Origin of the sequence: Actinobacillus minor NM305, assembly GCF_000175195.1 — a bacterium.
GTDB lineage: Bacteria > Pseudomonadota > Gammaproteobacteria > Enterobacterales > Pasteurellaceae > Haemophilus_A > Haemophilus_A minor.
In genome coordinates this window covers 32,731-47,650 of record NZ_ACQL01000087.1, presented here as the reverse complement: position 1 = coordinate 47,650, position 14,920 = coordinate 32,731, and the positions used below count along the sequence as shown (strand labels likewise).

Genomic DNA, 14,920 nt, shown 5'->3' with positions numbered 1-14,920 from the left:
GTTTTTTAGTTAGTCGAACAGAAATTTGCAGGGAACAAGCTGGTGTCTGAACCTGTACATGCGGTTTTCCAACTAATCGTATTATTTGCAAATGTTGGGGTCATGCTATAACCAAAGCCATCAACATTCCCTTTTCCTGCCACACTAATTACCCCATTCGTGACAGAAACGGATTTCAAGTATTTGGTTTCATCGCTTGAGGTTTTATTAGCTTGAATACCATTCGAACCACCCGAACAATTCGTCACAGCACCAGTATTGTAGATACAGACCTCCACATCTGATTTATAAGAGGAAGATGCTCTGAGCAACTCTGATAGCGCTGCTTTCTGGGTATAGGTGGTATATGAAGGGATCGCAATCGTGGCAAGAATGGCAATAATCGCAATCACGATCATCAATTCGATTAACGTAAATGCTTTTGCCGTTTTAAATAAAAATTGAGATTTCATGTAAAGTTCCTTTTGTAAGACGCAAGATTTGCGCCCTTATAGTTTGCCGAACTCACTCTTTTTTGCGAGTGGCAATCTTAAAATTTTCGAGCACGATCGCAAAAATAGTGGCATAGCATTTACTTTAATCTATAAATTTTGCTATCATCTGTTTGTTTTTACAGTGATTTATTTGAGGTTAAAAATGGCTAAAGCTCCTAAAACAGCCTATGTTTGTAATGATTGTGGTGCGGAATATTCAAAATGGCTTGGGCAATGCAAAGAGTGCTTATCTTGGAATACCATTAGCGAGGTTCGTCTCATTTCTGCCAAAGAAACAAAGAAAAATGACCGCTTTAGTGGCTATGCTGGTGAAACATCAGGTAAAGTACAGGCTCTCTCAGAAATTAGCCTGCAAGAAGTGCCTCGTTTCAGTAGTGGATTTTATGAATTAGATCGTGTTCTCGGTGGTGGCGTTGTGCCAGGCTCTGCTATTTTAATTGGTGGACATCCGGGGGCAGGAAAAAGCACCCTACTCCTTCAAGTAATGTGTGGCTTATCAAAAGAGATCCCAACACTCTACGTCACTGGGGAAGAATCGCTCCAACAAGTCGCTATGCGGGCAAATCGATTAGGCTTACCCACCGAACATCTTAAAATGCTCTCTGAAACGTCTGTCGAACATATTTGTAATATCGCGGATCAGGAAAAACCGAAAATTATGGTTATCGACTCCATTCAAGTGATGCATCTTGCCGATATTCAATCTTCGCCGGGGTCTGTTTCACAGGTGCGTGAATGTGCTTCATTTCTTACTCGTTATGCCAAAACACGCCAAGTCGCTATTATTATGGTGGGTCATGTAACAAAAGACGGCACATTGGCGGGACCGAAGGTATTAGAACATGCCATAGATGCCTCTTTACTTTTAGAAGGCGAATCTGACTCTCGCTATCGAACATTACGCAGCCAAAAAAACCGTTTTGGTGCTGTCAATGAGCTCGGTGTTTTTGCGATGACGGAACAAGGTTTACGTGAAGTTAAAAACCCTTCTGCAATTTTCCTTAGCCGTAGTGAAGAGTTAGTCTCAGGTAGCTCTGTGGTTGTATTGTGGGAAGGAACACGCCCACTGCTTGTTGAAATCCAAGCTCTTGTCGATCACTCAATGTTGGCAAATCCACGCCGTGTTGCGGTAGGCTTAGATCATAATCGCTTATCTCTATTACTTGCTGTACTCCATCGTCATGGCGGATTACAGATGTCGGATCAAGATGTGTTTGTGAATGTTGTCGGTGGTGTAAAAGTGACCGAAACCAGTGCTGATTTAGCGTTAATTCTTGCCTTAATCTCTAGCTTTAGAAATCGTCCATTACCTCAAGATTTAGTCATCTTCGGCGAAGTTGGCTTAGCCGGTGAAATACGTCCTGTCCCGAGTGGTCAAGAACGTATTTCTGAAGCTGCGAAACATGGTTTTAAACGTGCCATCGTACCTTTTGGCAACATGCCGAAAAAAGCCATTAAAGGTATGGAAGTCATGGGGGTTAAAAAGCTCTCTGAAGCATTAGATATTTTGGGGAATTTGTAAAGTGCTTATTTTCACATGAGCTCTATATAATAGGTAAACAAAGGTGGGCGATAACACATTCCCACCTTTTATACATCATACAATTAGAATAAGTCATTATGTTTTATAAAGCCAGAATAGAATAATTTAATCTTTCTATTTGTGGCATTTCAATTATTTTTGACCGCTTGAACTTAAGCAATTAGTGGCAACCACCTTGGTCTTTTTTACCACAACACTTATCGCAACCACTGCAAAGATTACGTTTCCTATTTAAACCGAATTTCCAAACAAGATAACCAAGGCATGCGATAACAATCGCACCAACAATAATATTCTGAACCATTATATAACCCTCAATGCAATATGATAAACCACAAAGGCAAACAAGTATGCCAATGCAAAAAGATAAGCAGTAATCAATGCGGTTTGTTTGGTTGATTTCGTTTCACGCTTAATTACCGCAAGTGTTGCCATACACATTGGTGCATAAATATACCATGTGATGAAAGCCAGCGCAGTTGGAAGCCCCCAATCATTGGTTACAACCGGAATCAATGCATCGACAATTTGATCTTCTGAACCACTCATGGCATAAACTGTACCAAGTGCTGCAACAACCACTTCTCGAGCTGCTACACCCGGAATCATTGCAATACACATTTGCCAAGTGAAGCCTAAAGGCGCAAAAATAGGTTGAATCAAATGACCTAACATCCCCGCAAAACTGTAATCAATTGCCGGTGCAGTTGCGCCCTCTGGCGCAGATGGGAAGGTAACTAAGAACCATAAAATGACACTTAGAGCAAAAATAATGGTTCCTGCACGTTTTAAGAATGCACTTACTCTATCCCACAATGTTAAACAGATATGACGAATGTTTGGCATACGGTATGTTGGAAGTTCCATTAAAAGAGGAAACTGCTGAATATTCCCTTTGCGTAAGGCAAAACGTTTCGTGATATAAGCAACAATACCAGCCGATAAAATCCCAATGAAATAAAGTGAGAATAGTACTAAACCTTGTAGATTAAACATTCCCCATACCGTTTGATCAGGAATGATAGCGCCTATAATTAGTGCATACACAGGAAGTCGAGCTGAACAGGTTAGCATTGGCGCAATCGCAATAGTCACTAAACGTTCTCTCGGATCTTGAATCGTTCTTGCCGACATCACGGCGGGTACCGCACAGGCAAAGCTTGATAGCAATGGAATAAATGCTCGCCCTGATAATCCACTTTTGGCGAGTAAATTATCCAATAAGAAGGCGGCTCGAGGTAAATAGCCAGAATCCTCTAAAAGTAAGATAAAGGCAAATAAAATGGTAATTTGTGGTAAAAAGACAAGCACGCCACCTACCCCAGCTATCACACCATTTACCAATAAATCAACCAATAACCCTTCCGGTAAAGTTGCAGTCACCCATTCTCCTAGCCATGTAAAGCTATCTTCAATTAACGTCATAACAGGTTCTGCCCAAGAATAAACCGCTTGGAAAACAAGCAATAAAATGACGAGCAATAACCCAATTCCCATAACAGGGTGCATTACAATGTTATCTAAACGTTGGTGCCATTGAGGAAGTTCTAATTCACGAGTAACGGATTGAGAAAGGAGCTGTTCTACTTGTTGATACAATAACTGGCTATCAAGTTGCTCTAGCATTTTTTCTGCTGATTCTGTATCTAACGGTGTCGCTTTTTGATGAGGTAAGTCTTTGATCGCTTCGCGTAGAGCTTGTGTTCCCTCTTTTTTGATTGCTACCGTTTCAATGACAGGCACTTCAAGCAAAGCACTTAATTTTTGTGTATCAATGATTAAACCACGAGAACGGGCAATATCACTTAAATTTAGTGCGACAACAATAGGCAAACCTAACGTTTTAATTTCAAGCACCATACGCAATGTCATACGTAAATTGGTCGCATCTGCCACCGCAATCAATGCATCAGGACGTTTACCGATTTTACCTAAAACCATATCACGAGCAACAGCTTCATCTAGGCTTGTAGTTCGTAAACTATAAGTGCCCGGTAAATCAATAATACGAATATTCGCATCATCAATAAAAGTGCCTTCTAACTTATCAACTGTTACGCCAACATAGTTAGCCACTTTAGCATTAGAGCCTGTAAGGCTATTAAAAAGAGCCGTTTTACCACAGTTAGGAGCACCTAGGATAGAAATATAACAACTCATACTATTCTCCTACAATTTGGCATAAAATTTTATCAGCCTCAGGCCCACGTAATACAAATTGTGATTTATTTCCTAATCGTACTGCATAAGGTCCTTTTCCAAAGGAACCTTTAGCAATCACTTTTAACGGCATACCTTTTGAGAACCCAAGATCTGCTAAACGGCGACTTACTACGTGATCAATCTCGCCAAAAATATCACTCGCAATAATCTCATGAATTTGAGCCGATACATTTTTTTCTAATGAAGAAAGTGAAATCATAGACATTTGACACCTCTTTATTTCAAATAAGAATTGATATCAAATTCTATCTAGATGCAAATGACTCGTAAATACATTAAAGCTTAATATATTGATAAAGCTCAAAGAAATTTTAAAGATAACAGTTATTTACCTCTTTTAGTTAAATAACCGATCTAATCCCTCAATAAGCGCTAAACTCGGTTTATCAAAATAAACACCACTTTGCGGAGAACCATTCATGCCTCGTAAGAAGAGGTAAGCTACTCCGCCAAAGTCTCTTTGATAATCATATTGCTTGCCTAAACGCCCTTTTAGGTAACGATGAACCGCCAAGGTATAAAGTAAATATTGCAAATCATAGCGGTATTGCCCCATTGTTTTTGCTAAATTTTCTGCTGAATAATCTTGTGGTAAATAGCCTAAGAAGTTTGATTTATAGTCAATGACATAAAATTTACCCTTCACTTTTGCAATACAGTCAATAAAACCTCTGACAAATCCTTCTAAATCAGGCAATTTTAATGGCGGTAAATGTTTTGCCAACTCACTATGTTCTTTCAGTAAGTGATTGAGTTCACTAACCCAATCTTCATTATTTAAACGCAAGAAGAATTGCCATTCATTTAAGCGATTTTCTTTGGCAACTTCACTTAAAGAAACCAAATCTTCGCCAAATGGTGTTGTTCTAACTTTTTCAAACCATTGACAAACAGGTTCAACCCAAACTTCATCAATTGCTAATTTCTCGCATAATGCAATAATTTCTGTTTTTTCAACCGCTTGTTGGAAATCATAATGCTCAAAAAATTGATGCAACATATTCCCAATTTTAGTCCCATGCGGAAAATGGTAGGCATTTAATGCTGAATCCAATTGCTCTAATTCATCAGTTTGATTAAGTACTGAAACAGATTGATCATAATCTTGTGCTAAATCCGTTAATAGCGAACCAGCCTCATTGTGATCCTTTGATTGTTTTTTCCATTCATGATAGCTATACAATGCCGTAAAACTGGTTATTTGTCCCTCTCTTTGGGGAATACTATGTTCAAATGGTAGAACAGAAAGTGTCTCTTGTTGATCTACTTCAGCTCGCCAATCATCAATACGAGGTTGCTCCGGCAAATTCTCAATCTTACAAGGCATATTTTTTGCTTTAATATAATCCTCTGTTGAAATAGCCGCTTCTTCTCGATTATCTAATGCTAACTCGCCATTACTGAGTAAATAGTGCATGGCATTCCAACCTTTGGCAAAATGCGCCGGTAAAATCAAATTCATTTGATGTTCAGCACGAGTTAGCGCGACATAAAGTAAACGTAAATCTTCCGCAAATTCGGCTTGATTTCTCAAACGCTGGATACGTTCATCTTTTTCATTGAAATCCCATTTTTTTTGGTCTTCTTCATCGTGATAGGTCGCTAAACCGCCATTTCGGTTTTCGTAGCTATTTTTCCCCACAAAAGGAAGCCAAACGATAGGATACTGTAACCCTTTTGAGCCATGAATGGTCACAATTTTGACTAAATTTTCTTCGCTTTCTAAACGTAACGTATTGGCATCATTTGCTTCATCATCTTCTAAATGGCGCTCATACCAACGTAACAACGCCGTTTCATTTTCAACGTCATGACTACCGCTTTGTAAAAGCTCGGCAAGATGAAAAAGGTCGGTAATCAATCGTTCGGCATTTTCTCTTGATTTCAACCGTTGAATAATACCTTCATTCAAGAAGAGCTGATGCAGCATAGCCAGCACACCTTGCTTTTGCCAAAGTTGTTGGTAAGCAACAAAATTCGCCACATAGTTTTCCCACACGCTTTCATCATGTTTGAGTTCGTAAAGCTCGAATGCCGTTAGCCCCCATAAATTAGAGCCTAATGCACTCAGTAATGTTTTTTGATGATAAGGATGTAAACATGCCTTCAAAATTACAGCCAAATCATAAGCTACTTCACTTTGATAAACACTGCTTTTTTCAGACAAAAAGACCGATTTAACACCTCTTTGTGCTAATGCATTTTTGACTAATGAAGCTTGATTTCGTGAACGAACCAATACCGCAATATCTTTCGCTTGAAAAATATTTTTTGAAGAATCATTTAGCCCCACAACCCCAAAGTTCTTTTCTTGCATTGCTTTAAGTTGAAGCTGAATTTGGGTGGCACAATGCTCTGCCGCTTGCTCCTCATCAAATTCTGTTTGTAAATAGCAAACAACGTGCTCGCTGCCCATCAGTTGAAATTCAAACTCCTTCGCACTCACGGGTTGGAAGTGAATATCTTGGTGTAAAAATGGTGATGCTTCCGTATGTTGAGGGAAAGAAAATAACTGATTAACACTCTCTACCACTTCGGGGAAGGAGCGCCAGTTTTTCGATAACGTCCGTTTTTCTTTCGCTTGATTTGCGGCTTCAAGATAAGTAAAAATATCGGCTCCACGGAATTTATAAATCGATTGTTTTGGGTCGCCAATCATAATAAATCCCTGATTTTCCGCCTTCTCAGACATAAAAATCTGACGGAAGATATCATATTGCGTTTTATCTGTGTCTTGGAACTCATCGATCATCGCAAAAGGAAATTGAGCTCGAATTTGTGCCGCAAGCTGCTCGCCTCGTTCTCCTTTTAAGGCTTGGTTTAACATTTTTAATAAATCATCAAAGCCACGCTCCGCATACTGCGCCTGATGTTCCGCAATTTTTTCCCGTAAAGAAAGCAGAAAATGGTAAAGCAATACAGGTTTAATTTTGCCATCAAATTGAGTTTGATAAGCGGTTAAAAATGCCTGATTTTTTGCAAAATGTGGTGAAGTGAGTGGTACTCCCCCCTCTTCTGCTTTTTCTATTAACATTTGCTGGCAAAAGCGTTCGAAAGCATTAGCAGGGAAAGATGATGAATCACTTGCAACCCATTGGTCTACTGCTTTAATCCAATTTTCAACCAAATTCTTCTTATAACTTTGACGACTCAGCGCTTTTTTCTCACCTGTTTTATATTTCTTTTCAAGCTCATTTTGAATTGGTGTCACAATATCAGCACGATATTCACGCCAATAATCTTTTAACTCTGTAAAAAAGCGTTGATATTCATTTAAATACTCAGAAATTGGTTGAGAAAAAAGCTGCTGTTGCTGACTTAATTCAGGAAGGGCATCATTTAAATAACTTCTGATCTGTTTTAATGCCTCTTGAGGCGCCTTTAATTCTTGAGCGACAATTTGTGTTTCTTTTAACCCCATAGGGTAAAATTGTTCACGCCAAACCTCTTGGGCTAACTTCAGCATCAATTCACTTTGCTCGGCTTTAAGTTCAATATCAAAACGCACACCTGAATCAAAAGCAAACTGGAATAACATTTTTTGGCAAAAGCTATGGATAGTAAACACGCTTGCAAGATCAATCTCTCGTTCGGCTATGCGCAAACGTAACAAGGCTTCTTCTTTATTTTCTACTTGCTCAAACAGTTGCTCAAAAAAATCATCAGATTTAGTCTCTTCCCCTGACAATCTCTCTTGAAAAAATGTGTAACACGCTTGAATATTTTCTCGAATACGCTCTCTCAACTCCTCCGTTGCTGCTTTTGTAAAGGTAACCACTAAAATTTGAGCCACCGTTAAAGGCTGAAAAGCACTTTTATCATGCCCTAACCCAAGCAATAAACGTAAGTATAGGTTCTTAATCGTATGCGTTTTCCCCGTACCTGCCGAGGCTTCAATAAGACTTGAACAATTTAATGGAAGCGTAATAGGATCGAGCGTTTTCATAATTGTGTTACCTAAAGTTTTGTTACCTTAATCTTATTTAATTTTTTCTAATTTTCGAATCAACTGTTCTGCCGGAATACGATGAATTTTTACCATTTGCCAGATCAATAATCCACTCGCTAAACTTAAACAGACACAGAAAGTAAACCAAAAACCTGCAGCTGCCATAGGTTCTACTAACCAGTTAGTTCGAGCAAGGATAAAACCTAAAGGCATGCCGACAATCCAATAACAAAATAATGTTACAAATAAAATCGGTTTTGTATGTTTATAACCTCTTAATATACCGTTAGCGACTGCCTGTAAAGCATCAGGAATTTGATAAACCGCTGCAAATAGCAATAAATGTGCTGCAATAGAAATTGATAACGTATCACGGGTAAAGGCTAAAGGAATCAGTTGATTAAAGAGAATGATCACAATAGCTGCCAGAATGGCGAATATAAACCCGGTGAGTAACGCGTGATAACTCAATACTTTTGCTTCCTCAACCAATTTTTGCCCAAGTGTTTGCCCAATAACAATCGTTGTCGCAATACTAAAAGACATTGGAATCATAAAAAAGATTGAACTGGTTTGTAATGCAGCTTGATGACTCGCCACAACTTGCGCACCTAATGGCGAAAGCAACAATGATGAGGTCGAAAATAACATCACTTCCGTAAAAGTCGCAAAACCGATAGGTAAGCCCAATTTGCAAATTTTTAATAAAGTTTGACCGCTTGGTTTTTCAAACCATTGGTTAAATAAACCAATATCTCGTTGAGATTTATGAGTGTAACTATAATGCAACATCAACAAGAACATAACCCAATTAACAATTACCGTTGCCACACCACACCCAACAGCCCCCATTTCCGGCATACCTAACTTCCCGAAAATAAAAATATAGTTAAGAGGAATATTGAGTAATAACCCGAAAAATGTAATACGCATTGCAGGCGCAGGATTTGATAAACCATCATTCATACAGCGTAGATTGATTGCTAATAATGCTGGGATTACACCAAGCGACATAATCGCTAAATACTGTTGTGATTTCAGCGAAAATGAAGCCGGCGTTTGCATATAATCTAAAATCAGATTGCTATTTAAAAAGATGATAATCAGCGGCGCAGATAATGCTAAAACCAGCCAAAAACCTTGACGAATTTGATGCGCAATTAAATGCCGCTGATTTGAGCCATTTAAATAAGAAACGGTAGGTGTAATAGCATTTAATAAGCCTAAGACAAATAAAAATAACGGGAAATAGATAGAGTTACTGACCGCTATTGCAGAAACATCATCATCGCTCACTAATCCTGCCATCACGATATCCGCCAACCCCATACCTGAAGCGGATAATTGAGAAATAAAAATAGGAACCGTCAATTTAAATAATCGATGGGCATTTTGGGGATATCTTTGCCACTGTAAATTCATAAAAAACCTCAAAAAATAATACGCTATTATACCCCAGCTTTTGCGCGAAATCCTTTATCAAAGAGCAAAACAACTAGCCTAAACACAGATTCTTTAGTTTAAATGCCTCTGTTTGTGTATTGTCTATTGCATAATCAATTAAAATCCGTTAGAATCCGCCCGATTTTGTCTTTTTTAAGACAAGCTAATAATGGAAATCTGCTCGGCAGAATATTCGTATAAAACTAACTAGAGGAATAATACTATTAAACCTGTAAAACGTGTTCAGACAAATCGCGCGCATCGTCTTAACGAAGAAATCCGCGTGAAAGAAGTTCGCTTAACTGATCAAGATGGTGAACAACTTGGTATCGTATCAATTCAAGAAGCATTAGCAAAAGCTGAAGAAGCTGAGTTAGACTTAGTTGAAATTAGCCCAAATGCTGAACCACCGGTTTGCCGTATTATGAACTACGGTAAGTTCATCTACGAAAAAGAAAAAGCTGCAAAAGAGCAGAAGAAAAAGCAGAAAGTTGTACAAGTGAAGGAAATTAAATTCCGTCCGGGTACAGACGAAGGTGACTATCAGGTAAAACTACGCAGCCTGATTCGCTTTTTGGAAGATGGCGACAAAGCCAAAATCACTGTTCGCTTCCGTGGACGTGAAATGGCTCACCAAGAAATTGGTATGGACGTGCTAGAACGTGTTAAAAACGATTTAGCAGACATTGCCGTAGTAGAGTCTGCTCCAGGCAAACTCGAAGGTCGCCAAGTTGTAATGGTTCTAGCTCCTAAAAAGAAATAGTCCATTACCTTGAGATGTAATTAGTGCTTCCAAGTAATATTGGCAACAATATTCGCCTAATTACTGGTTATTAACATAAACAATGCGGAGTTATTTTAACAATGCCTAAAATTAAAACAGTACGTGGTGCTGCGAAGCGTTTCAAAAAAACAGCTTCAGGCGGTTTCAAACGTAAACAATCTCACTTACGTCACATTTTGACTAAGAAAACAACTAAACGTAAACGTCACTTACGTCACAAATCAATGGTAGCGAAAGCAGACCAAGTTTTAGTAGTAGCATGCTTACCATACGCATAAGCGTAAATTAAGCATAACGTACGATTAGTTAATTTTTAGTTTAATAAATGTAAAAGCGTTAATTTACGCTTAAATAGTAGGAGATTTAATAATGGCTCGTGTAAAACGTGGTGTTATTGCAAGAGCACGCCATAAGAAAGTTCTTAAGGCTGCTAAAGGTTATTATGGTGCACGTTCACGCGTGTATCGCGTTGCTTTCCAAGCAGTAGTTAAAGCTGCACAATATGCTTACCGTGACCGCCGTCAACGTAAACGTCAATTCCGTCAATTATGGATTGCACGTATCAACGCGGCAGCTCGTCAAAACGGTTTATCATACAGCAAATTCATCAATGGCTTGAAAAAAGCTTCTGTTGAAATCGATCGTAAGATCCTTGCTGATATCGCAGTATTTGACAAAGTGGCTTTCGCAGCATTAGTTGCTAAAGCAAAATCTGCTCTTTAATTTTAAAGAATAGATAAATAGGACGCTTTCGGGCGTCCTTTTTTATATCCTAAAGAAATTATTTTAAATAAAAGGGATAATTCTTAAAAACAAGCGGTCTAATTTAAACACTTTTTTACCATAAGGAAATATGATGAAAAAATTTATTCTCTATTTAGCACCTTTTTTAGTCGTTGCCTGTTCTACACCACAGCAACAAAGCACGGTTCCATTAGATATGAAAGCCGTTCAAGAATATCAGCAACGTATTACAAGTGGAAATACCGTTGATAAAAACAATCCATCTAATAATGAACCGCTTAACCAAAGCGATCATAAACCTAAAGTGGTTTATCAGCGAGCACCTGCTGCCATTTACCCTTCTGTGGGTGTTGGTTATGGCTGGGGGCATAGACACCATCATTATGGTATTGGCACAAGGCTAGGTACGGGCTATTGGTACTAATGATCTAAGGGCTGTGGAATAATCCACAGCCCTTTAATTTATGCTAAAATGAATTAACGATTTATTTAGGATAGTTTACGATGAAAAAAATTGTCATTTTAGGTTCAACAGGATCTATAGGAAAAAGTACCCTCTCTGTTATTGAAAAAAATGCTGATCAATACCAAATTTTTGCGCTTGTTGGCGGAAAAAATGTGGAATTGATGGCTGCACAATGCTTATTATTTCAGCCTCAATTTGCGGCTTTAGATGATGAAAATGCAGCTTATGAATTAAAAAATCATCTGGCACAATTAAATGTGAAAACCGAAGTGCTTGCCGGACAAAAAGCCATCTGCGAACTCTCTGCTCACCCTGAAGTAGATATGGTAATGGCAGCAATTGTCGGGGCGGCAGGTTTATTACCAACACTTTCAGCGGTGAAAGCAGGTAAAAAAGTCCTACTTGCCAATAAAGAATCTCTAGTAACCTGCGGGCAAATTTTTATTGATGAAGCAAAAAAATCAGGTGCACAACTTTTGCCAGTTGATAGCGAACACAATGCGATTTTCCAATCGCTACCGGTAGAAGCGCAACACAAAGTTGGCTTTTGTCCTTTATCAGAACTTGGCGTGAGTAAAATTATTCTAACCGGTTCAGGCGGACCTTTCCGAACCAAACCGTTGGAAGAATTTGCAACCATTACCCCGGCTCAGGCTGTTGCTCATCCTAACTGGTCTATGGGTAGAAAAATCTCTGTCGATTCTGCCACAATGATGAATAAAGGCTTAGAGTACATTGAAGCACGCTGGCTATTTAATGCTTCGGCTGAAGAGATGGAAATCATCATCCATCCTCAATCGATTATTCACTCAATGGTACGTTATATTGACGGTTCAGTAATTGCGCAAATGGGCAATCCTGATATGTGTACGCCAATCGCACATACCATGGCTTACCCAAACCGTATCCATGCTGGCGTTGCGCCATTGGATTTCTTTAAATTAAAAGAATTAACCTTTATTGAACCTGACTTTGCCCGCTATCCAAATTTAAAATTAGCGATTGATGCTTTTGCTGAAGGGCAATATGCGACCACTGCGATGAATGCGGCTAACGAAATCGCCGTAGAAGCCTTCCTTAACGAGCAAATTCGTTTTACCGATATTGTGCATATCAACCGCACCGTTGTAGAAAACATTGCGCCAATTGCCATTCGTGAAATTGCCGATGTGCTGCATATTGATAAACTTGCGAGAGAACTTGCAAAACAAGCGATCTTACAGCAATAAATAAAAAAACACCGTTAGTTTTTCTCCTAACGGTGTTTTTGTTTAAGCATTACCTGCTTTAATGTTTTCTAAGGTTTCCCAACGCTCAAAAGCATGTTCAAGAGCCTGTTCTGCTTCGGCTAATTTTTGTAGTTGCCCTTGTGTATAAGCGGTGTCTTTCGTGAAGAAATCTGCACTATTCACTTCGGTTTGTAAAAGCTCAATCTCTGCCTCTAGCGCTTCCATTTTAGCAGGGAGTTCTTCCAGTTCTCGTTGATCTTTATAAGAGAGCTTCACTTTCTTATCAGTTTTAGGCTTCTCTTTAACTGCTTCTTTTTTTACGGCTTCTTCTTTTGCAAGCGGTTCATTTTTCTTCACATTTTGCGAAGCCGCTGCCAATGTCGCATGGTAGTTTTCTTGCTGCTGTTTCGCATCGAAATAACCACCAATATATTTATTCAGTACGCCGTTTCCTTCAAAGAAATAACATTCCTCAACGGTATTATCAATAAATTGACGGTCGTGGCTAACAATTAACAAAGTTCCCTGATAATCCGCGAGTAACTCCTCCAATAATTCCAGCGTTTCCACATCTAAATCATTGGTTGGTTCGTCCAGAATTAACAAGTTATTCGGTTTTAGCAATAATTTCGCTAATAATAAGCGGTTACGTTCGCCCCCAGATAATGCTTTAACGGGCGTCATCGCACGTTTAGGCGGAAATAAGAAATCTTGCAAGTAACCTAACACATGGCGTTTAACGCCATTTACTTCAATATCTTGCTTACCATCCGCCACATTATCCATTACTGTTTTTTCTAAATCCAGTTCTGCACGGTATTGGTCAAAATAAGCGACTTCTAGTTTTGTCCCACAACGAATTGAGCCTGAGGTAGGTTGAAGTTCGCCAAGTAACAATTTGATAAACGTTGTTTTTCCACAACCATTAGCACCCACGAGCGCAATTTTATCGCCTCGCTGAATGGTCGTAGAAAAGTTTTTCAATAAGGTTTTACCTTCAATTTCATAACTTGCATTTTCGACTTCAAAGACGATCTTGCCTGAACGAGCTGTGGTATCGAGCTGAATTTTAGCGGTTCCCTGAACCTCTCGGCGATTTCGGCGTTCTTCACGTAATTTTTTCAGCGCACGTACACGCCCTTCGTTACGGGTTCGGCGAGCTTTAATCCCTTGACGGATCCAAACTTCTTCTTGAGCAAGTTTCTTATCGAATAGCTCATTTTGTAGCGCCTCTACCCTTAATTCTTCCGCTTTCGTTTCTAAATAAAGATCGTAATTTCCCGGATAAGAGACCAATTTACCACGATCTAAGTCCACGATACGGGTTGCCATTTTGCGAATAAACGAACGGTCGTGCGAAATAAAGATGATCGAACCTTTAAAATTGAGTAATAAATCCTCTAACCACGTGATTGCTTCTACGTCTAAATGGTTGGTCGGCTCATCTAATAAGAGAATATCGGGATCTGCCACCAACGCACGAGCTAATGCTGCTCGGCGAACCCAACCACCGGATAATTCACATAAACGTTTATCCGGATCGAGCTCCAATAATTTCAACGTATCTTGAATACGGTTCTCAAACTGCCAGCCATCGTTATGCTCTAACTGACTTTGCACCGCTGAAAGTTTTGCCATCAATTCATCGCTATAATCCGTTTGCATTTGTTGCGAAATATGATGATATTGCTTTAATAAATCACTTAAATGCGCAATGCCTTCTGCTACATAATCAAACACGGTTTCTTGAATATGACGAGGTGGATCTTGTTCTAAACGAGTAACGACAATATCTTTTTCAAAGATTAATTTCCCATCATCTAATTGAACTTCGCCGGCTAATACCTTCATTAGTGTGGATTTCCCGGCTCCGTTACGCCCCACTAAACACACTCGTTCATTGGGTTCAATATGTAATTCAGTATGATCTAAAAGCGGATGATCGCCAAAGCCTAAATAGGCGTTTGAAAGGTTTAGTAATGCCATAAATATAATGCGTTTAAAAAGAAAATGGGGCTATTTTAGCAGATTTCAGAAGTGATGTA

General features: G+C 39.1%; 13 protein-coding genes. 6 read left to right on the top strand and 7 right to left on the bottom strand.

Features of this window, described 5'->3' with window-relative positions; genetic code table 11:
- Positions 1–5: 5 nt before the first annotated feature.
- Positions 6–452 (bottom strand): prepilin-type N-terminal cleavage/methylation domain-containing protein, encoded by a 447-nt coding sequence (locus tag AM305_RS05195; protein WP_005823732.1) that lies wholly within the window; start codon positions 450–452, stop codon positions 6–8.
- A 184-nt stretch (positions 453–636) separates the two neighbouring features.
- On the opposite strand from AM305_RS05195, the gene radA reads away from it, so the two are divergent.
- The gene (gene radA / locus AM305_RS05190) at positions 637–2,016 is read left to right on the top strand and encodes a DNA repair protein RadA (RefSeq protein ID WP_005823729.1); all 1,380 of its coding nucleotides are present in this window, start codon (positions 637–639) and stop codon (positions 2,014–2,016) included.
- A gap of 181 nt (positions 2,017–2,197) precedes the next feature.
- Here the strand turns inward: radA and AM305_RS11990 are convergent, their stop codons facing one another.
- The 5 genes from AM305_RS11990 to AM305_RS05170 form a co-directional block, all read right to left on the bottom strand.
- Positions 2,198–2,341 carry a FeoB-associated Cys-rich membrane protein gene (locus AM305_RS11990; protein ID WP_005820859.1) on the bottom strand — a complete coding sequence of 48 codons (144 nt, stop codon included), beginning with the start codon at positions 2,339–2,341 and terminating at the stop codon, positions 2,198–2,200.
- Positions 2,341–4,197 (bottom strand): ferrous iron transporter B, encoded by a 1,857-nt coding sequence (gene feoB / locus AM305_RS05185; protein ID WP_005823727.1) that lies wholly within the window; start codon positions 4,195–4,197, stop codon positions 2,341–2,343. Before feoB ends, AM305_RS11990 begins: the two co-directional genes overlap by 1 nt.
- A gap of 1 nt (position 4,198) precedes the next feature.
- On the bottom strand, positions 4,199–4,465 hold the full coding sequence (locus AM305_RS05180; RefSeq protein ID WP_005823725.1) for a FeoA family protein: 267 nt from the start codon (positions 4,463–4,465) through the stop codon (positions 4,199–4,201).
- Positions 4,466–4,597: 132 nt separating this feature from the next.
- Entirely contained in the window at positions 4,598–8,206 is a 3,609-nt protein-coding gene (gene recB, locus AM305_RS05175; protein WP_005823723.1) for an exodeoxyribonuclease V subunit beta, read from the bottom strand.
- A 33-nt stretch (positions 8,207–8,239) separates the two neighbouring features.
- Positions 8,240–9,631, bottom strand: coding sequence for an MATE family efflux transporter (locus AM305_RS05170; RefSeq protein ID WP_005823721.1), 1,392 nt, complete (start codon positions 9,629–9,631; stop codon positions 8,240–8,242).
- A 244-nt stretch (positions 9,632–9,875) separates the two neighbouring features.
- Here AM305_RS05170 and infC point away from each other — a divergent pair, with 244 nt between their 5' ends.
- From infC to ispC, 5 genes are all read left to right on the top strand, one after another.
- Positions 9,876–10,415 carry a translation initiation factor IF-3 gene (gene infC, locus AM305_RS05165; protein ID WP_081453538.1) on the top strand — a complete coding sequence of 180 codons (540 nt, stop codon included), beginning with the start codon at positions 9,876–9,878 and terminating at the stop codon, positions 10,413–10,415.
- 101 nt (positions 10,416–10,516) lie between these two features.
- A complete protein-coding gene (gene rpmI, locus AM305_RS05160; RefSeq protein ID WP_005596065.1) occupies positions 10,517–10,714 on the top strand; it encodes a 50S ribosomal protein L35 in 198 nt (65 codons plus the stop codon).
- Positions 10,715–10,805: 91 nt separating this feature from the next.
- Entirely contained in the window at positions 10,806–11,159 is a 354-nt protein-coding gene (gene rplT, locus AM305_RS05155) for a 50S ribosomal protein L20 (RefSeq protein ID WP_005714486.1), read from the top strand.
- A gap of 133 nt (positions 11,160–11,292) precedes the next feature.
- On the top strand, positions 11,293–11,604 hold the full coding sequence (locus AM305_RS05150; protein ID WP_005823718.1) for a hypothetical protein: 312 nt from the start codon (positions 11,293–11,295) through the stop codon (positions 11,602–11,604).
- A gap of 80 nt (positions 11,605–11,684) precedes the next feature.
- A complete protein-coding gene (gene ispC, locus AM305_RS05145; protein WP_005823717.1) occupies positions 11,685–12,875 on the top strand; it encodes a 1-deoxy-D-xylulose-5-phosphate reductoisomerase in 1,191 nt (396 codons plus the stop codon).
- Between the two features lie 42 nt (positions 12,876–12,917).
- On the opposite strand, the gene AM305_RS05140 is transcribed toward ispC, so the two are convergent.
- Positions 12,918–14,861, bottom strand: coding sequence for an ABC transporter ATP-binding protein (locus AM305_RS05140; RefSeq protein WP_005823715.1), 1,944 nt, complete (start codon positions 14,859–14,861; stop codon positions 12,918–12,920).
- Positions 14,862–14,920 lie beyond the last annotated feature (59 nt).

Coding starts and splice junctions, on each gene's coding strand:
- AM305_RS05195 (WP_005823732.1), bottom strand. CDS start 452: ATGAAATCTCAATTTTTATTTAAAACGGCAAAAGCATTTACGTTAATC.
- radA (WP_005823729.1), top strand. CDS start 637: ATGGCTAAAGCTCCTAAAACAGCCTATGTTTGTAATGATTGTGGTGCG.
- AM305_RS11990 (WP_005820859.1), bottom strand. CDS start 2,341: ATGGTTCAGAATATTATTGTTGGTGCGATTGTTATCGCATGCCTTGGT.
- feoB (WP_005823727.1), bottom strand. CDS start 4,197: ATGAGTTGTTATATTTCTATCCTAGGTGCTCCTAACTGTGGTAAAACG.
- AM305_RS05180 (WP_005823725.1), bottom strand. CDS start 4,465: ATGTCTATGATTTCACTTTCTTCATTAGAAAAAAATGTATCGGCTCAA.
- recB (WP_005823723.1), bottom strand. CDS start 8,206: ATGAAAACGCTCGATCCTATTACGCTTCCATTAAATTGTTCAAGTCTT.
- AM305_RS05170 (WP_005823721.1), bottom strand. CDS start 9,631: ATGAATTTACAGTGGCAAAGATATCCCCAAAATGCCCATCGATTATTT.
- rpmI (WP_005596065.1), top strand. CDS start 10,517: ATGCCTAAAATTAAAACAGTACGTGGTGCTGCGAAGCGTTTCAAAAAA.
- rplT (WP_005714486.1), top strand. CDS start 10,806: ATGGCTCGTGTAAAACGTGGTGTTATTGCAAGAGCACGCCATAAGAAA.
- AM305_RS05150 (WP_005823718.1), top strand. CDS start 11,293: ATGAAAAAATTTATTCTCTATTTAGCACCTTTTTTAGTCGTTGCCTGT.
- ispC (WP_005823717.1), top strand. CDS start 11,685: ATGAAAAAAATTGTCATTTTAGGTTCAACAGGATCTATAGGAAAAAGT.
- AM305_RS05140 (WP_005823715.1), bottom strand. CDS start 14,861: ATGGCATTACTAAACCTTTCAAACGCCTATTTAGGCTTTGGCGATCAT.